We start from the raw sequence: 18,704 nt of genomic DNA on the forward strand, positions 1-18,704 counted from the left end.
ATTCCTATAAAAAATTTATACTTCGATCAACATTTTACGCCAACAAAGATGTAAAATCGAATATCTAAAATCCTGAATTCAATCAAATGTTACGTTTATTACATTTACTACCCATTGTTTTAAGTATTTGGCTGTGTAGCTGTTCCACGTCTACAACTGCAAAAACTCCAGTTGCGGCGCCAGCCCCTGTTAAGGAACAAGTAACACAAAACACGAACAAAGGTCAGCAATTACCTATATCCGCTGTGGCAGTCCTGCCGAACGGCGCCAAAATCGAATTAGAGGTTGCAAAAACACAAGAGCAGCAACAAATGGGGTTGATGTACCGACCAGCATTACCTGATAACCGTGGTATGCTGTTTGAATTTAGTTCACCTCAACCAGTTAGCTTCTGGATGAAAAATGTACCAGTGAAACTGGATATGGTTTTCATTCACAAAGGCATTGTTGAGTATATAACTGCTTCTGCTCCTCCTTGCGTCACAGAATCTTGCCCAACCTATGGACCCAACAAGCTAATTGACAAAGTGATCGAATTACGTGCAGGTAGAGCTGCGGAATTAGGTCTTAAGGTCAAAGACCGAATTAAAATACAGTCTCTTACACGCAACACTCGCGAATCTACTGGTCGTTAAGAAAGTACACTGAAGAAAGCGCTTGTTAAAAATACTGCCATAACACTAGCAGAATTGCGGGTAAGCTTTAGTAGCTTAGATAGCTTGAAAATCTGTCTGGGTAAGCTTATTATGAAATACTTCTTGGGAACAGTTGTAATATTCTTGTAAAAAAGTATATTTAAGCGCTAAGATTTGGTATACTGCTAGTCAATTCCAGATTGACATTGGTAGGTTAGGGTGAAAGCCCAATCTTTGAGTATCAAAATATATTCCTTTAGGTGCTAGAGCATAAAGCGTTCTATGAGGGAATATTATCAAATTAAATCTTTGATACTGCGTTCATTACTGACTGAGTTGCCTTACAGGTCATTTTGGTCACGTTTCAACCAACTCATACTACAGAGAGCGACTATTTTATCTTTGGTTAAAGGTTGATAGGCGTAATATTAGCGTACTTAGTTATTACTTTTAACTAAAAGGCTTTTTGCTGAATTTGGTTGAAGCAAGATGTTGAATAAAGAACAATGTATAAATAATTGTGCATGGTGACAGATTAAATACTGGCAACTAGGCGATTAATAATTACAAGCTGATATATGACAATACACACTACACAGGCAGGTGAGGTAAAAATGTCACCATCGACATATTCCGGACTAATTAATTTTTTACAAGAAGACTTAGCGATTTCATCGGCATCAATAGCTGTTGCGCTTCGTCGCGTTCAACAAGACCCTGGACCACTGCCAATGATTCTCTGGCAATATGGGCTAATCACTCTTGAACAGCTAGAGCGAATCTACGATTGGCTAGAAACATCAGCATAAACACCATACCAGGTATAGATTGGTAATTATTGTCGTGTATATAGCAAATACCAATGCTGTAATAAAATGACTAAAATCCAAGATATCTAGACACCGAGAGTATTAAGAATGATTAATGAATGAATTTATTCAGTTCAGGAGAATTAATACTTATGTTATGCAAGCGGCTACTGTGGCAAGTTCTAATAATAGTCCTAACAAATAGTGTAGGTTGTGTAAATAATCAAACTTACAATTTACTATACGGGTTGTATAGAAAATACAGAGAGCGGGTTGGTAGTTCGACCCGCTTGTTAATTTGTATTTTTATTTAGGTTGGCTAGTTTTAGTTAAGACAAGACTTTAATCAAAATTTTGCAATCCACAAAAAGTGCTTTTGACTCTTATTGTTCGTATTATTAATAGTTCCCTTTCACATACTACTTATTCAAAATTCGCTTACTTTTGCTGTGTTGACATGATTAATTGACCAACGGTGGTCTACCTCCACAGCGGAAAACTGGCAAATTTCTTCTAAATGCTTTTGTTGCACAGCAGCTTTGCGAAGAGTAATAATAAGCTGGTTAACCTGCTGCCGCAGTGCCGGGTTTTGATTGACTGCTGACATTGTTTGCCGTTCTAGCAGTTGCAACAGCAACTCGTAGTGAACAGGTGAAGGCAGAGGGATTTGATCCATGAATTTTAATTTGCGATATTGAATATAAGGTATTAAGTCAGAAAACGAGTGGGTTACTATTTGGAATTGTTACACAGAGAACAAGTTTTTGGTTAAAGTCCAGGTTTGGAACGCGATGAAGATTTAGCGAAGAGATTTTGAATTGCAGTTTCGGGTTCAGGGTATTTAACTAGAGATTCACCTATAAGAACTGAAGAGGCGCCAGCGGAGGTGACAACATCTAGGTCATCAGGGGTATGAAGTCCAGATTCGCTAACTACTAAGATGTTACGTTTGTTTAACTCTTCACCTCTTGCTGAAAGTAACTGGCATGTAGTTTGCAAATCTACAGAAAAATTTTCTAAATTACGGTTATTGATTCCAATCAAAGAAACTCCATCCAGTTCCAGTACACGGTCAAGTTCTTCTAAAGTGTGAACTTCGATCAAAGCAGTCATTTTAAGAGAAGAAGCGATTTTGAGAAAGTATTGCAAATCTTGGTCTGTTAAAATCGCCGCAATTAGTAAAACTGCATCGGCGCCTTTGACTCGCGCCAAGTACATTTGATAAGGGTATATAATAAATTCTTTGCACAGCAACGGTAATTCTACGGCATCTCGAACCATTTGTAAGTTCTCAAAGCTGCCACTAAAGAACTTTTGGTCTGTAAGTACTGATAAACAAGAGGCGCCTGCACGTTGATACGACAGAGCTATTTCCACAGGGTCAAAATCTTCTCGTATCACTCCCTTACTCGGAGAAGCTTTCTTAACTTCAGCAATTAAAGCGGGTTTAGTTTTGCCATTGCGGAGTGCAGCAACAAAATCGCGCGTTGGAGGTATAGTGAGCGCTTGTTTTTGCAACTCGCGTAAAGGCACTTTTTCGCGAAGCATTTCCACTTCGGTCTCCTTGTGCCAAACTATTTCCTCCAAAATATTATTCGGTGTACTATCCGGCAAAGCACTTTGATACTGCAAAATAGATACTTTGACCGCTGGGTTTGGATTTATACGACGAATTTGCATAGAAATAGTGTTGAGTGCTGAGTGTTGAGTGCTGAGTGCTGAGTGTTGAGTGTTGAGTGCTGAGTGTTGAGTGCTGAGTGTTGAGTGTTGAGTGTGCTAACTTTCAAATTTACTCAGCACTCAGCACTTTCTACTCAGCACTCTCTAAGCAACCGCGCGTTTATAAGCTTCATCCAATACTTCAGAGAGTGTCGGATGTGCATGTACTAAATGCGCTAAAGTATGTACACTTTGACGGTTGGCAATGGCCGCTGACGCTTCATGAATTAAATCAGATGCGTGTAATCCAAATATATGTACGCCTAAAACTTCACCAGTGTCTTTACGATATATTACTTTTGCCATACCATCGGCTTCACCTTCCGCTAAAGCTTTAGAATTACCTTTGTAATAACTTTTGGCGACTCCTATTTCAAAGCCTAATTCCTTACCCATGTCGCGCGCTGCAGTTTCTGTTTTACCAACGTAGCTAATCTCTGGATGGGTAAATGCTGCTGCTGGAATACTGTTGTAGTCAACTTCTCTGCCTCGACCACAAATGTTTTCAACTGCGATAATACCTTGGGCTGAAGCGGCGTGCGCTAGCATCATTTTACCTGTGGCATCACCTATTGCCCATAAATGTGGTACTACTTCGCCGCTACTTAAAACAGCCATACTATCATTGACTGGGATATAGTTACGACGGTCTAATTCGGCGCCTACTGACTCCAAGCCTAGGTTTTGAGTTGCGGGAATTCTTCCTGTAGCTACCAAACAAGCATCAACTTCTATAACATCAACATCTTCTTTGGTTTTAAAGTTGGCTAATTCAATAACAACTGGTGAACCAGGAATAACGCGCTTGGCGTATATCCCAACATGAGTTTCAATATCACGAGGAGTTATTAGTACTCGTTCGGCAAGCTTGGCAATATCCCTATCAAATCCCGGCATTAATTGGTCAAGCGCTTCTATCATCGTAATTTCGCAGCCAAGTGCCGAGTACACATCAGAAAACTCTAGCCCGATGTAACCGCTACCAATAATTGCCACCCATTCAGGTAGTGTTTCTAACTTAACGCCCTGGTCACTAGTGAATACTGTTTTGCCATCAACTTCAATCCCTGGAGGCACGAAAGGAATTGAGCCAGGAGAGAGAATAATATCTTTTGCAGTAAAAGTTTTTTCGCCCCTATCTGTATTAACGCTGACCTTTTGAGTTCCTGCTAGTTTACCCCAACCTCGGATAATATCTACTCCAAGTCGTTTCAGACTGTTGGTTAAGTCTCCCTGAATTTTAGCAACGAGGTTATTTGCATGGTTTGCGATCGCCTCTCTCTCAAACTGGACGTTGCTGATTTGAATGCCCAAAGATTTTAGATGGTGGGCATTACGCAACTCGCGTACTTTTCCCGATGCTGCCAAAAGTGCTTTTGAAGGAATACAGCCACGGTTAACGCAGGTTCCACCCATATCAGCAGCTTCAATTATCGCGGTTCTTAAACCGCAACTAACGGCGTGGAGAGCTGCACCATGTCCACCTACCCCGGCGCCGATAATCACTAAATCATAATCAAATCCGTCACTCACGTTAATTTCCCCGCGTGAAAGCCCTATGTTTTCTTAACTGAACAAGCAATCAGTTTATTTTACAACTGCCACTAGCTCTCAATTTTAGGGTGTTAATCAACCAAATTTATGACTTTAACTACCAACCAGAGAAATAAATTGATGCTCGTAACTGATAAATCGTAGCATAAATTACTCTGATTCTCTGCATCAAAATATGCCTATCACCTTATAAATACTCATGTATTTGAAAATCACATAAGTACTTTTACTGTAACATTTCTCTATTAATTGTATAATTAATAATAAGCATAAAGACTTATTCTACCAAAAATAGATTTAAAAGCATGTGTTAAATACCTTGATGCATACTTTTGCCAATGATGCAAATTTTGTAGGCACCGTGTAAACTGTCCTAGTAAAGGGGAGTAAGTAGATATCGATGTTATAAAATATTTAACCACAAGAAGAGTTATTTATCAGGGTGTCTGAAAAGAAAAGTTTAAATTTATTACTGCAAATCCAACAATGAGTCAGCAGCATGTAGAAGAACTTGCCAAGCAAGGTGATGTCAATGCAATAGAAGCTTTGATAAATGAACTGCTCGAACCGAATGGAATCAAAGCAAAAGTTGGATTGAAAGATAGTTGTTTGTATGTAGCTTTAGCTTCAGCAGAAATTCCCGAAAGGCGAACTCTAGTTAGGTGTATTGGTAAACGGATATTTCAGCTAGGTATAAAATCGCTTCAAAGTGCAAAAATTTATGCTGCACAATGGGGTCAAAACCTTCCTGTCTGGCAACAAGAAATTCCACTTAGCTCACTTGTTAGTCCAACTGGGTTAAATTTACACGGTTTAGATTCGCAAAATTCCGTTTCTGCTCAAGAATTGCCAATTCAACAAACAGTTAGTAGGCTAAATGTGGGTCAGTACTTGCTGCAAGTAGATTCGACATGCGGTATAGTTATTAGTCCAGGGAAACAACCGCACCTTCAACCCCGTTCGCAACCAGTTTTAGTACTACCTCATCCTTTTCCCAATTTAATTGGACGCTTACCGCAGATCAAAACTGCGCTTGCATCAATTGAAGCAAAGCAAAATATCGAGTTTTATGGTTCCTGTGGGTTTGGTTCGTCAGCATTAATGCGACATCTACTCAACTTTACCCCAAAGTACATTAACAAAAAAAATGGAGTTTTTCCCGACGGGGCAGTTTGGCTGACTGCTAAAGATAATTTACAAGACTTACTGCAACACCTATTTGATATTTTCTGCTTTTGCAACACCACATACAAGCCAACGCATTCAGAAATTCTTCGGTGTCTCCACGAGAAAAAGCTTTTGGTGTTTATAGATGACACACAACTATCATCAGAAGATATTAAGCAGTTGCAATCGATACTTCCCGATAGCTGCTTTATCATAGCATCATCAAGACAAAAGCTGTTTGAAGGCGCCCCTGGACAATTATCAGAACAACTATTAGGTTTATCAACGCGCGAGTCAGTAGCTTTTATAACGCAAAAATTAAATCACTTAATTAGTGAGGAAGAGCAAATAACAGTTGAAGCACTGGCTGGAAAACTTTCTGGACATCCGTATATGATGCAGCTTGCTGTAAATTGCATCAACAATAATATATGTACGTTGAGTAAGTTAGTATTAAAGTTACAAACTGCAATAACCAGCCAACAGCTAGTTCAACAGTTAGTTCAGCAAATTCTAGAAGCGCTACCGCTACCACACCGAAAAATTTTAGCAGTGTTAGCAACAGTTAATGGGATTGGGTTATCAGAAGTGCAAATCGAAGCTTTAAGCGAAGTTAGTGACACATCAGAAGTACTAAAAGGTTTGTTAAATTGGAACTTAGTTGATACTGAATTTGACCGATACTCTCTTAATGAAGTTATCGTGTCAGCTTTACATCAAGAGTTAAATTTAACTTCGTTTTATGAACGCGCGCTATCCGAATTTATGATTTGGTCAAATCAGGAGAGTAGCCTTTCTAATGCTTTAATACCAATTCTCGCATGGGCGAAGACAACTGAACGTTGGGAAAGTATTTTGCGTTTAGTAAAAGCGGTTGAAAAAAATTTAGTTATGAGTAAGCGCTGGGGATTGGGGCGCCGGGTGTTAGAATACGGTCTTGGAGCTGCTATTGCTTTGAACGATAAACAGAACGAAGCTTGGATGCTGCATCAGTTAGGTAGCATGGCATTGTGTTTTGAAGATACATCCGTAGAAGCGCGCGAATACTTAACAAAAGCACTGCAAATTCGTTCTTCACTCGGTTTAGAAAAGGCGGTTGCAGCTACACGTACTAATATTAACCTGATCAAAATTCCCCCATCTGAACCACAAACAGAAATCACACAATATCGAGTTAGCCGCACTTCAACCAGCACCAAATTACAATTTTTAGCTGTTGCCTTAATTCCACTATTGTGTACAGCCTTAGCTGGATTACTAGCTTGGTATGTTGTATCACATTTAATTACATCACCTGCACCAAGTGGCGCCGATAACCAACCAGAGAAACTTCAAAACGTCTCAGCGCTTTCCATCAGCAAGCACAATCTAAATTTTGGCAAACAGCGAATCAATACTGAAAGTAAAAGCAAAACTATCACAATTACAAACGATAGTTCAATGTCGATGCGAATAGCCGAAATTGAAAGAACTGGTAATCAAGCAGATTTTGAAATTAGTAACACAAGCTGTGCCAGCGTCATACCACCTAACCAAAGCTGCGATATTTCGATTGTGTTTACACCAGTAGAAATCGGTGAACACCTTGCCAGATTACCAGTTACCGACAACGGAGGCAAAACATTACAGGAAATAGCCATAAAAGGTATAGCAATTTTACCCCAACAACCAACAGAAGATATACCAAAGGCACCGTATCGAGAAATTCAATCACCTTTACCGCTTTCCAAACCAAAACTCATATCCATCCCAACACCGCGCGTAGTCACCAAACCTCCTATATTTCCTACTACTACCGCACCATTACCAGTTAAATCTCCCAAACCACCAACTCAACAACCCGAAGCAGTAAAAACCGAACAACCCACTCCTACATCTACCGAGTCACCCGAAGTTTTGCCAAATATCATTACAACTCCCGAAACCATCCCTACACCAGAAATGGCGCCTAACCAAACAAATTAAAATCCCCTTCTTGTAGCACAGGCATCCCTGCCTGTGCATAGAATATCAAGACACACTAGGGTCATCAGACTGTTTAATTTTTCTCAACAAACCCTCAATACGGTTAACTCGGTCATTACGATTTTGTGATTTGAATATACTCAAAGCTTTATTCAGCGAAGCGACTCCTTCATCACGCTTATTGAGTTGAAGTTGTACTTGCCCCATATACATCAGCGCATCAGCATATTGGGGATTAATCTCCAACGCTTTACGAAATTGTGCCAAGGCATCATCCCATCGTTCTTGATTCGCATATGCTAGTCCGCTACCATTATAAGCGAGGGCATAGCGCTGATTAAGTTTAATAGCCTGTTGAAACGAAGCCAGCGCGTCTTCTAATTTATCCTGTTGAAGTAACACATTGCCAAGGAAAAAATGAGCAAAAGCATCCTTGGGAAATTTTTTCACCAACTCCCGTGAAGAAACTTCGGCGCCAGTAAAGTCACGTTGACCTAACTGGGAATTAGCTTTTTGAACAAGTTCTGTCCTCTCAGCTTTTTCACGTTCTGAGAATTGGGCAAGTACCTGTGATGGTGTAATCACACTTATAATACTAGGAATCACACAGTAAAAAGGTACAAGTGCTGATATAATAAGGCTCTTAAGCTTCATAACACGCAATTGATTTACGGGTTTTTCCCTATCATAGTTTTATTCTCGCCTTGTTTGAGCTTCACTTATGCCACTTCGCTAGTAATTTTGGCAGTTGTAGCATAGGCGTCTCGCCTGTGCAGTAATGTATTTCTCTTTACCACAGAGGGAAGAGAAATGAACCACATAATCCGCAGGATTTCCCGCAGGGTAGGCACAAAGGACACAAAGAAAGAATTATTGAGATATAACCTACTAAAATGGTTTTAAAATAAAAGCTGGAAGTTTTCATTAGTACCATTGCATTATGGCTACAAACAGGCGCCAAGGCTATATTTCTCCAGAAGAATATTTGGAAGACGAGAAGATTAGGGAAATAAAGCACGAGTATGTAGATGGTAAAGTTTACGCAATGGATGGAGCAAGCGATGCCCATGTCACCATTATGGGAAACTTGTCTATGCTACTGCGTAATCATCTACGGGGTAGCAATTGTCGGGTATATATGTCACGTATGAAGGTGCAAATACATACAAGAAACTGTTACTACTACCCAGATGTAATGGTAACTTGTAACGCGCGAGACACGGACTCTGAATACTCTAAATCTTATTGTTGCTTAATTATTGAAGTATTATCAGATGGTACTGAGGCAAAAGATAGAGGTACAAAATTTAAAGATTACCGTCATTCTCCTTCTTTACAAGAATATGTGCTGGTTTCTCAAGACACAATGAATATTGATATCTTCCGTCGTAATGAAAAAGGGCGTTGGGAACTATATTCTTTTGCAGAAGGCGAAGAAATCGAGCTTACAAGTGTTAATTTTCGGTGCAAAATAGCTGATATTTACGAAGATGTGGTATTAGCTAAAGTTGATGATTCTGATATGAAGAAATAAAAGCATCCGTAGGTTGGGTGGAGGCTTTGCGTTCACGTAGTGTTCCGTAGGAAAACCCAACAGATAAAAAACTTTAAATAAGAGGTGATCTAAAAACATGATACCCACAATAGTAAATCAGGGAGGCGGTAAATGGGCATTTGAAAAGTTAGCTAATATACTTTCAGAATCATTATGGGTAGATGTAACAGATAATTTTGGAGATATAAGTTATATCTTAGCTCTTGAAAAAGAACAAGCTAATGATATAAATAGTTTTATCCCTATCCAGTCAATAAAAATAGCATCCGATAAGAGAGCAATTGAAGAAAGATTTAATGCTTATAATGTTAACCGACCTAAAACTTTCATTGCTCATAATGAAAAAGATATTGAATTAATTCTATCAGAATACCCTCAAATCCAGTGGATACTAAAATATCCAACAGGATGTGGCGGAATAAACCATCGATTTCTTAATGATGTAAGCCAAATACCTAAGAATTGGGAAAAGCCATTTCTTATCCAAGAGTTTGTTGAATCAGAAATACCTGAAGTATATAGATTATACTGTGTAGACGGTGAAATATTTGGTTTTAATGCTAGGAGATTCAAAGATAAAAATATAAAATCTCCTTGGGTATCCCATGCAAACGGTGCAGCATATGTATATGACAAAAGTCCTGAAAGAGAAGCACAAGAAGTAGCCAAAATGGCTTTGATATCAACGGGTTTATATGATAGTTTCGGCGCCGTTGACCTTTTAAAAGATAAACAAGGAAAATGGTATGCCTTGGAAGTTGGCACAGATGGGATATATAATTATGTAGACCGTGATGTCGAAAATGAAAAATTATATGATGAAATTAATGAGAGACTAGCAAAGGCTTTTTGGAAAAAGATTGGTATTCCTCCTTGGGGTAGAACTTGGAAGTATCGCAAATAATTAAGTTAACAGAGAATCTTTCTTCTTTCTTTATATTCACTTATACATTCTTCTTATCTCCACTCGCCTTGTAATGTGAAAGGCGCCCAATAATAAGGATTTTGCCATTCTTTTTGTTGCCAAAGCTTTAGTTGTGCTTCTCGCAAAGCGACCGTTGGAGATTTACCAGCTAATACTGTTTTATAAAATAACGGCATTAATTGCGATGTGCCATTATCATCAACTTGCCATAAAGACACAACAGCCCGCTTGGAACCAGCATACATTAATCCTCTTGTCAACCCCATTAACCCTTCACCTTTGACATTTTTACCCAAACCCGTTTCGCACGCACTCAAAACTACTAACTCGGCGCCTAAATCTAAGTTGAAAATATCACCTAAGCGTAAATAACCTTTTTCAACTGCCTTACCTTGTTTATCGATTTGCGTAAGGGCAATTCCTGAGAATTCAGGGTTGATAGTATCAACAATACCGTGGGTAGCGAATAGCAAGAAGCGATATTGTTTTAGTTCTGGGTTGGTTGCGAAGTTGTAGTTGGCATCGAAGTCATATACATGTAGACTTTGGGACGGTGGTACAAGTTTGAGAATCGCTTCGGCTTCCTTGCGTGTACCTGGTAAACGCGATAATCCGTTACGCTTGAGATTTTTCATCGTGCGTCGCAAGCTAGAATCTAAGATAAGTTCTTTACCCAAAGAATCCGGTTTACCAGTGACTCGCTCATCGTTGGCGCCAAATACTGGGTCGGCAAGTACTGCAAGGGTTTTGGGTGCAAGTTGGCGTTTGTTTAGTTTTCGGTGGGTAGCTATAGCTGTAATAGAGGGCAGATTGACGATTTCGTGGTTGACTAGAAGGGGCTGGTAGGCAACGGATGTAACGGATGTAACGGATGGGTTTTGCGTGTTGATAGATGGGTCAGCTAATGCGGCAAAGGGTATGTTTTGCAGAACTCCATCAGCGACAATTAGTAACCGCTTTTTCTCTAATTTATTAGCGAGGGGTGCGAAAATAATTTGAGTAAGTTGAGAAGCAGGCTTATTTATTGCATCAGGATTATTTTTGCCGAAAGGAGTGGCGCCGGAAAGCATGACATCTCGGAAGTTGTTTGCAGCGTCTTCGATTTGTTTTTCTCCAGGGAGTTCGTAAGCTTGGAGAGAATTGGGTGTGACTGCCCAAACATAACTACGGTCTTTACCCAAGGAATATTGCAGTAATACAGTGTCTTTATCGAGTTGTTGCTGAATTTGCTTTAACTCTAAAGGTTCTGGATACTGAATTGCGGCATATTCTGGACTGGTGGTAAGGATTTTAGTTTGCAGTTCGCGGTATTGAGTAAGGAGATTTTCGCTTTCTTTCTTGAGCCTTTCGATTCTAGTTTCATTATTGGTTGCTGGTTGTTCTTGGATTTGTTTTTGAATAGCGTTGATTTTATCGAGTAAAAGCTGCTCAGTCGCAAGTAGTTTGGGGTCAACACCCTTGCGAATATTTGCTCCTGCTTCAGCTAATAGTTCTACAAGTCCTCTAGCGCGCGCTCGCTCACTTGTATTTAATGCGACGGCATCATATCCTTTTGATGGGTCTTTTTTATGGAGTTGCATCAACAGGTCGATTTTAAACTGGTAATAATCCTGCACTGAGGCAAAATAGGTGCTTTGCAGGTCTTTGTTTGTATATGTTTTACGTAAATCTTCAATAATTTGGATGGCGGTTTCGACTTGTTTCAGGGATGCTTGTAAGTTACCTTGTTTTCGCTCAAATATGGCTAGATTTCTTAGGGTATTAGCTTCATTACTCCTATCGCCGATTGCACGAAATAAAGGTAAGGCTTGGTTGCAGTATAATAGTGCTTTCTGCTTTTCTCCCAAGTCTGAGTAAATAATACAAATATTATTTAGGGTAACAGCTTCACCACCCGTGTTGCTGACTGCACGATGTAAAGGCAAAGCTTGATTATAGTATGATAGTGCTTTTTGCTTTTCTCCTAAATCTGAGTAGACAATACCAATGTTATTTAGGGTAGTGGCTTCTCCAACCCTGTTTCCCACCGCACGACGTAAAGGCAAAGCTTGGTTAAAATATGAGAGAGCTTTATGGTTTTCTCTTAAATCTGAGTATACAATACCAATATTATTAAGGGTAGTGGCTTCTCCAAACCTATCTCCCACGACACGGTTTAAAGATAATGCTTGGTTATAGTATTCGAGAGCTTTCTGCTTTTCTCCTAAATCTGAGTACACTGAACCAATACTAGTCAGAGTAACAGCTTGTCCACTCTTGTTTCCCACCGCACGATTTAAAGATAATGCTTGGTTGTAGTATTCGAGAGCTTTCTGCTTTTCTCCTGAATTATCGTATACTCCACCAGTATTAATTAAGGTAGCGGCTTCTCCAAGCCTGTCACCAACTGCACGACGTAAAAGAAATGCTTGGTTGTAGTATTCGAGTGCTTTCTGGTTTTTTCCTAATTTTGAGTACACTAAACCAATATTACTAAGGATAGCAGCTTCCACAACCTTGTCGCCGACTACACGAAGTAAAGGTAAGGCTTGGTTAAAGTATGCTAGTGCTTGCTGCTGTTCTCCCAAATCTGAATAGACTTGACCAATATTATTTAGGGTATTCCCTTCTTCACGCCTGTTGTTAACGGCACGAAATAAAGGTAATGCTTGGTTATAGTATTCAAGTGCCTTCTGGTTTTTTCCTAAAGTGTTGTAGAGTAAAGCAATATTATTTAGAACTTTCGCTTCTCCACCTCTGTTACCCACTGCACGAAATAAAGGTAGAGCTTGGTTGTAGTATTCAAGTGCTTTCTTGTTTTCTCCTAAAACGTTGTATACTAAACCAATATTATTTACAGTACTAGCTTCCCCCACTTTATCGCCAACTATACGAAATAAGAGTAAAGCTTGGTTGTAGTATTCAAGTGCCTTCAGTGTTTCTGTTAAATCGTCGTAAACACGCCCGATAATAAATAGGGCAACGGCTTCTCCATCTTTCTTCTCTATTTGTCGGTACAGTTTCAGCGCTTCTTCAAATTTCCCAATGCTGGAGCGTAAAGATTCCGCTGTTCCTTCCTTATATAGTTTAATTCCCTCATTAAATGATTGTTCTGCTGCCGCGCGGGTTGCCTCCTGTGATTGGGGTTGCTGCTGCGCGATTTTCACCTCGTAGCGTCCAGCAGCTATCCCCACATCAGACAGTAACAGCGCGCTGACAAATACAGCAAAGGTACGATGAGTAAAAACTCGCATGTTCCAATATTGCTTTTTTTCTTTACTCATAACTGATTAGGCTCTCCCCACAGTAATTATTTCACACCGCAATTACACTTATTTCTGGCGCCTGAGTACTTATGCAATTAAGCAGCAGAAAACGACCGAAACCTGCAAACCAAGGCTTAAGCAAACGGAATGATGCAGTTAAAATCCTGCTATTTGTGCTTTATCTAGTTATCTTTACAGATATTACTGTAATCATATAGGGAGAATGAGGGTATTTAAAATTACATTATATATAGTTTCAATTTTGGAAACCTGTAAGTAAATATACTTTGATATAGAGACAGTAATTTTTCTATGTTTAGATTGATTTAGGCGCCTTCTTGTCATGGATCTTCTAGAGGTGGATGCCAACCACCTTTAATCCAAAGCCGACGTGCTTTTACAATAGAACCTTCATTGTGCCGTTCATCGTTAAGGTCTAAGCGATTGCAAGTAGCTCGTCCTACTGGAGTAGTGCCGATAATTGTTAAACCGTCTGCTGACCAAATAAAATGATCTGACCAATTTTCCTGACGAGGATTGAAAAGCGCAATTTTATTCTTGGTTTCAGGGTCAATGCCAGTTGTAAAGTTATAGCGATACCCATTACAACGTTGACATGCCAAGGCTAAATTATCGGGTTAGTCTGATGAACCAGGAAGAGACTGAGGAACAATATGGTCAATTGCAAAAAGAGCCGCGCTTGCTTCTTCTAACGAATGGCAGTATTCACAAAGATAATTTGCCCTTTCTCTGACTAATTTTCTAGTTGCGTCATTAATCGTCATGACTCGGCAATAATTCTAGCGTTGAGCAAGGTAAAAATTCTGTCTAGTTCCAATATTCCTGCTAATTCGGCTTCTTGTTCTTCTGTCAGCATCCCAGCTTTTTTACTTTCAGAAAGTTCTTCGAGTCGAGATTGTAATTCTGAGGTAAATTTAAACAAATGTAAATTTCTGACTTTACTGATTTGGATTCCAGATTCTACCCATGATGAAGGTTGAACCATTATTTGAGCAATCATAACTTGTTTGAGTCTAGCTTGGAGAATAGCTGTATTGTAGCTTAGAATAAAAGCTGGAAGTTTTCGCCCGTACCACTGCATTATGGTTACAGACAGGCGCCAAGAGTATATTTCTCCCGAAGAGTATTTAGAAGGTGAGAAAGTTAGCGCTTATAAGAACGAGTATATACAGGTGCGAGATAGAAACTCTGAATACTCAAAATCTCACTCATGCTTAATTATTGAAGTATTATCAGACGCAGCTTCATCTGTTAATAGTATATCTTCATCTGTCCAATTTTCGAGCCAGTCACCGTCAACATCCTCAACATGCTCGTAAATGCCATCTACACTACTCATTCTTAAGCTTTGTCTTAAACTTCTAGCTCTTTTGAGAGCTTCCCTTAGTCTTGCTACATTTTCCGAAATCACAGGCTCAAATTCGGCGAAAATAATCACCTCGTTCATTAATACTTACTACATAATAAAGGTGGAAGCTTGGCGGGATATGGTAGCAACCGCGAAAAATGCTTGACTATTCCTCAAAAAATAAAATGTAACTTTTATGACACAAATTTTACCTAAACTAGTAACCTTTGAAGAATTTACCGCGTGGCGCCCTGAATTCCCGCGTTATGAATTACATGATGGAGTGATTGTTGAAATGTCCCAGCCCGTTGGAGGTCACGAAGGAGTTGTAGGATTTTTGGTTGAGGAGGTTGTACCCGAATACAAGCGGTTAAAATTGCCGTACTTCTTGCCCAAAACTGCGCTAGTCAAGCCACCTGAAAACGAATCAGGTTATTCCCCTGATATTTTGCTGCTAAATCGTAAAAATCTTGTCAATGAACCGCTATGGAAAAAAGAATCAACCGTTATGGATGGTGCATCTATACCGCTAGTAGTTGAGATTGTAAGTACCAATTGGCGTGACGATTACCACAAAAAGTTTGCTGACTATGAAATCATTGGCATCCCTGAGTATTGGATTGTAGATTATGCCGCGTTAGGGGGAAGAGAATTTATAGGCAACCCCAAACAACCTACAATTTTTGTCTGCGAACTTGTTGATGGAGAATATGTAAAAAGAATGTTTCGTGGGAATGATGTGATTGTCTCTCCCTCCTTTCCTAACCTCAACTTCACCGCGCAGGAGGTTTTTGATGCGGCTCTTACAGAGTAAATTACACCCCATTTAACGGTCAAAAACAGTATACTAGTTCGTGTCATTAGTTTTGGGGCGTTGGGTAAATATCACGATTATGTAGAGACGCGAAATTTCGCGTCTCTACACACCAAAACTATTGACACAGACCAATACCAGTTCATGTCATTAATTTTGGGGCGTTGTAGCATAGGCATCTCGCCTGTGCGTCCGGTCAGGCGAGACGCCTAACCTACCAGAACTAATGACACAGACCACTAGGCGCCGCATAATTTTACCGGAACGGGTTTTTGGTAAATTCTTATCTTTAATGTTGCTGTGTGCTTTGTACGACAGTACTATACGTAACTTCATCTACTACTATATCTTCGGCATCTTCTGTCCAATTTTCGAGCCAATCACCGTCAACATCCTTAAAATGCTCGTAGATGCCATCTATACCCTTACTTAGTACAGATTTCTTAAGCTTCTAACTCTTTGGAGAGCTTTTCTTGCTCTTGCTACATTTTCTGAGATTACAGGCTCAGAGTTGGCGGACATAATCACCTCGTTCATGAATATTAATTATGTAGAAACGCTTTAAACGATGCAGCGCCTCTCGACAACCAATTATAGTTTAGCGGCGGAACGACTATCGTACCAATTATTAACGGCAGAGACGATTTTTTCGACTTGCACAAAAAAGTATGGGATAACATTCACAGCCCCAATTAACTCAACAAAAAAATCAATATATTGCCATTTATCACCTAAAAACTGCACTTTGAAGAGTGGCTCATTACTAGAGTAAAATCTAGTTATCAATGTTATGAACAATGCTTCTCCCCTTTGTCCAAGTGCGTCTCTCATTTACAATATAACCCTGATTAGTAAAATTTTATTATAATAAAGGGTAGGCAAGGATGCCCACCCCACAACCTACTAATCCAAAATCCTAGGCGCCTTCACGCAATTTATCAAGAACGCTTCTATCTTCGAGTGTTGAAGTGTCACCTGAAACTTCTTGACCTGCGGCTAAATTTCTTAATAGGCGCCGCATAATTTTACCGGAACGAGTTTTTGGTAAAGCATCGGTAAAACGAATTTCACCTGGTCGTGCGATGGCGCCTATTTCTTTAACTACGTGTTGTTTAAGTTCTTTAATTAGTGCTTCGCTGCCTTGATAAGTTCCTTCTAAGGTTACAAAAGCTACTACTTCTTCGCCTTTTAATTCATCAGGCTTACCAACAACAGCGGCTTCTGCTACGGCTGGGTGGGAAACTAAAGCTGATTCGACTTCCATTGTACCTAGGCGGTGTCCTGATACATTTAACACGTCGTCAACGCGACCCATGACCCAGAAGTAACCATCTTCGTCACGTCTGGCGCCGTCACCTGCAAAATATGTGTATTTACCATTAGTAGGAGGAATGTGTTCCCAGTAGGTACGCCGGAAGCGGTCTGGGTCACCGTATACTGTACGCATCATACCTGGCCAAGGATAACGGACGGCAAGATAACCACCTTCGTTGTCTGGTACAGAGTTACCTTCTAAATCGACAATATCAGCAAGAATGCCTGGGAAAGGAAGAGTTGCGGAACCAGGTTTTGTGGAAATGGCGCCTGGTAGGGGAGTAATCATAATACCGCCTGTTTCAGTTTGCCACCAAGTGTCTACAATTGGGCAACGTTCTCCACCAATAACTTTGTGATACCACATCCAAGCTTCGGGGTTAATTGGTTCGCCGACAGTACCCAATAATCTTAGCGATGACATATTACGCGCGTTGGGGTGCTGTTCACCCATTTTAATAAACGCGCGAATTGCAGTTGGCGCCGTGTAAAAAATATTGACACCGTATTTTTCAATGACATCCCAAAAACAACCAGGGTTAGAAGCACGCGGTGCCCCTTCATACATTACTGTTGTTGCGCCATTGGAAAGTGGACCGTAGACGATATAGCTATGCCCAGTAATCCAACCTACGTCAGCAGTACACCAATATACATCGGTATCTTGCAAATCAAATATCCATTTAGTGGTCATGTGGGTATATAGGTTATATCCACCAGTGGTATGCACAACTCCTTTCGGTTTTCCTGTACTTCCAGAAGTGTATAAAACAAACAACATATCTTCACTGTCCATTGGTTCAGCAGGACAGTCAGCAGAAGCATCTTTTTGTAATTCATGCCACCAATGGTCACGGTTAGGCGCCATGTTAACATCTTGAGCAGTGCGCTTAACTACGAGTACATTTTCTACACTTGGACAGGCGGCGTTATCTAAAGCTTTATCAACTTGGTCTTTAAGGGCAACAACTGTATCTTTACGCCAACCACCATCAGCAGTAATTACTATTTTTGCTTGTGCGTCGTTAAGTCTATCACGCAAAGCTTCCGCACTAAAACCACCAAAAACAACGCTATGAGGGGCGCCGATACGCGCGCAAGCGAGCATTGCAATCGCCGCTTCGGGTATCATGGGCATGTAAATCCCAATTCTGTCACCTTTCTTGGCGCCTAAGCTTTTAAGAACATTCGCAAACTGACAAACCTCACGATGTAGCTGTGCATAAGTGAGAGTACGTGAGTCACCTGGTTCACCCTCCCAAATAATCGCAGCTTTATTTTTACGCCAAGTAGTTAAGTGTCTGTCAAGACAATTGTAAGAAATATTAATCTTTCCATTTACAAACCACTTTGCAAACGGTGGTTGCCAATCAAGTACAGTATCCCACTTTTGAAACCAGTGTAATTCTTTTTCCGCCAATTCCGCCCAAAACTTCTCTGGGTCAGCTTTTGCCTTATCGTACAGATTTTGGTAATCTTCCAAACTTTTAATATGTGCAGCTTGCGAAAACTCCGCACTCGGTTGGAATAAACGCTTTTCTTGAAGAATTGATTCTATCGTTGGTTGAGACATAGCGATAAATACAAATTGGGTGTTGTTACTGAACTTATTTTTAGCTGAGATTAACAGGTA

Annotated in this window: 17 protein-coding genes and 1 pseudogene; 7 read left to right on the plus strand and 11 right to left on the minus strand. The window is 40.1% G+C overall.

Annotation, left to right across the window (positions count from 1 at the left end; all coding sequences use genetic code 11):
• The first annotated feature begins 86 nt into the window (after window positions 1-86).
• Window positions 87-635, plus strand: coding sequence for a DUF192 domain-containing protein (locus tag AC2JBO_RS02755; protein WP_496952085.1), 549 nt, complete (start codon window positions 87-89; stop codon window positions 633-635).
• Window positions 636-1,213: 578 nt separating this feature from the next.
• A complete protein-coding gene (locus AC2JBO_RS02760; protein ID WP_496952086.1) occupies window positions 1,214-1,444 on the plus strand; it encodes a DUF2949 domain-containing protein in 231 nt (76 codons plus the stop codon).
• Window positions 1,445-1,871: 427 nt separating this feature from the next.
• Here AC2JBO_RS02760 and AC2JBO_RS02765 read toward each other — a convergent pair whose 3' ends face one another.
• From AC2JBO_RS02765 to lpdA, 4 genes are all read right to left on the minus strand, one after another.
• The gene (locus AC2JBO_RS02765; protein WP_496952087.1) at window positions 1,872-2,120 is read right to left on the minus strand and encodes a DUF5340 domain-containing protein; all 249 of its coding nucleotides are present in this window, start codon (window positions 2,118-2,120) and stop codon (window positions 1,872-1,874) included.
• 92 nt (window positions 2,121-2,212) lie between these two features.
• Window positions 2,213-3,124: an indole-3-glycerol phosphate synthase TrpC gene (trpC, locus tag AC2JBO_RS02770; protein ID WP_496952088.1), complete on the minus strand. Its 912-nt coding sequence runs from the start codon at window positions 3,122-3,124 to the stop codon at window positions 2,213-2,215.
• A complete protein-coding gene (locus AC2JBO_RS02775) occupies window positions 3,106-3,231 on the minus strand; it encodes a hypothetical protein (RefSeq protein WP_496952089.1) in 126 nt (41 codons plus the stop codon). The genes trpC and AC2JBO_RS02775 overlap by 19 nt, the downstream gene beginning before the upstream one ends.
• Window positions 3,232-3,268: 37 nt before the next feature.
• The gene (gene lpdA / locus AC2JBO_RS02780; protein ID WP_496952090.1) at window positions 3,269-4,696 is read right to left on the minus strand and encodes a dihydrolipoyl dehydrogenase; all 1,428 of its coding nucleotides are present in this window, start codon (window positions 4,694-4,696) and stop codon (window positions 3,269-3,271) included.
• 507 nt (window positions 4,697-5,203) lie between these two features.
• Between lpdA and AC2JBO_RS02785 the strand changes: the two genes are divergently transcribed.
• Window positions 5,204-7,849 (plus strand): choice-of-anchor D domain-containing protein, encoded by a 2,646-nt coding sequence (locus AC2JBO_RS02785; protein ID WP_496952091.1) that lies wholly within the window; start codon window positions 5,204-5,206, stop codon window positions 7,847-7,849.
• A 45-nt stretch (window positions 7,850-7,894) separates the two neighbouring features.
• On the opposite strand, the gene AC2JBO_RS02790 is transcribed toward AC2JBO_RS02785, so the two are convergent.
• A complete protein-coding gene (locus AC2JBO_RS02790; RefSeq protein WP_496952092.1) occupies window positions 7,895-8,434 on the minus strand; it encodes a tetratricopeptide repeat protein in 540 nt (179 codons plus the stop codon).
• 355 nt (window positions 8,435-8,789) lie between these two features.
• Between AC2JBO_RS02790 and AC2JBO_RS02795 the strand changes: the two genes are divergently transcribed.
• A complete protein-coding gene (locus AC2JBO_RS02795; protein WP_496952093.1) occupies window positions 8,790-9,383 on the plus strand; it encodes a Uma2 family endonuclease in 594 nt (197 codons plus the stop codon).
• Between the two features lie 97 nt (window positions 9,384-9,480).
• Entirely contained in the window at window positions 9,481-10,308 is an 828-nt protein-coding gene (locus AC2JBO_RS02800) for an ATP-grasp domain-containing protein (RefSeq protein ID WP_496952094.1), read from the plus strand.
• A gap of 53 nt (window positions 10,309-10,361) precedes the next feature.
• On the opposite strand, the gene AC2JBO_RS02805 is transcribed toward AC2JBO_RS02800, so the two are convergent.
• The 4 genes and pseudogenes from AC2JBO_RS02805 to AC2JBO_RS02820 all read right to left on the minus strand — a co-directional run bounded on the left by AC2JBO_RS02805 (window position 10,362) and on the right by AC2JBO_RS02820 (window position 15,042).
• Window positions 10,362-13,592: a CHAT domain-containing protein gene (locus tag AC2JBO_RS02805; RefSeq protein ID WP_496952095.1), complete on the minus strand. Its 3,231-nt coding sequence runs from the start codon at window positions 13,590-13,592 to the stop codon at window positions 10,362-10,364.
• A gap of 323 nt (window positions 13,593-13,915) precedes the next feature.
• Window positions 13,916-14,359 (minus strand): annotated as a pseudogene (locus tag AC2JBO_RS02810) (HNH endonuclease).
• A complete protein-coding gene (locus AC2JBO_RS02815; RefSeq protein ID WP_496952135.1) occupies window positions 14,356-14,595 on the minus strand; it encodes a hypothetical protein in 240 nt (79 codons plus the stop codon). Before AC2JBO_RS02815 ends, AC2JBO_RS02810 begins: the two are co-directional and overlap by 4 nt.
• A 204-nt stretch (window positions 14,596-14,799) precedes the next feature.
• A complete protein-coding gene (locus AC2JBO_RS02820; protein WP_496952096.1) occupies window positions 14,800-15,042 on the minus strand; it encodes a hypothetical protein in 243 nt (80 codons plus the stop codon).
• Between the two features lie 97 nt (window positions 15,043-15,139).
• Between AC2JBO_RS02820 and AC2JBO_RS02825 the strand changes: the two genes are divergently transcribed.
• Together AC2JBO_RS02825 and AC2JBO_RS02830 are read left to right on the plus strand one after the other, a co-directional pair.
• The gene (locus tag AC2JBO_RS02825) at window positions 15,140-15,757 is read left to right on the plus strand and encodes a Uma2 family endonuclease (RefSeq protein WP_496952097.1); all 618 of its coding nucleotides are present in this window, start codon (window positions 15,140-15,142) and stop codon (window positions 15,755-15,757) included.
• Between the two features lie 226 nt (window positions 15,758-15,983).
• Window positions 15,984-16,190, plus strand: a complete 207-nt coding sequence (locus AC2JBO_RS02830) for a hypothetical protein (RefSeq protein WP_496952098.1) — start codon at window positions 15,984-15,986, stop codon at window positions 16,188-16,190.
• A 158-nt stretch (window positions 16,191-16,348) separates the two neighbouring features.
• Here the strand turns inward: AC2JBO_RS02830 and AC2JBO_RS02835 are convergent, their stop codons facing one another.
• Window positions 16,349-16,588 carry a hypothetical protein gene (locus tag AC2JBO_RS02835; protein ID WP_496952099.1) on the minus strand — a complete coding sequence of 80 codons (240 nt, stop codon included), beginning with the start codon at window positions 16,586-16,588 and terminating at the stop codon, window positions 16,349-16,351.
• An 85-nt stretch (window positions 16,589-16,673) separates the two neighbouring features.
• Window positions 16,674-18,644: an acetate--CoA ligase gene (gene acs, locus AC2JBO_RS02840; protein WP_496952100.1), complete on the minus strand. Its 1,971-nt coding sequence runs from the start codon at window positions 18,642-18,644 to the stop codon at window positions 16,674-16,676.
• Between the last annotated feature and the right edge of the window lie 60 nt (window positions 18,645-18,704).

This window comes from Calothrix sp. CBUCES-K 9914 (assembly GCF_059640475.1).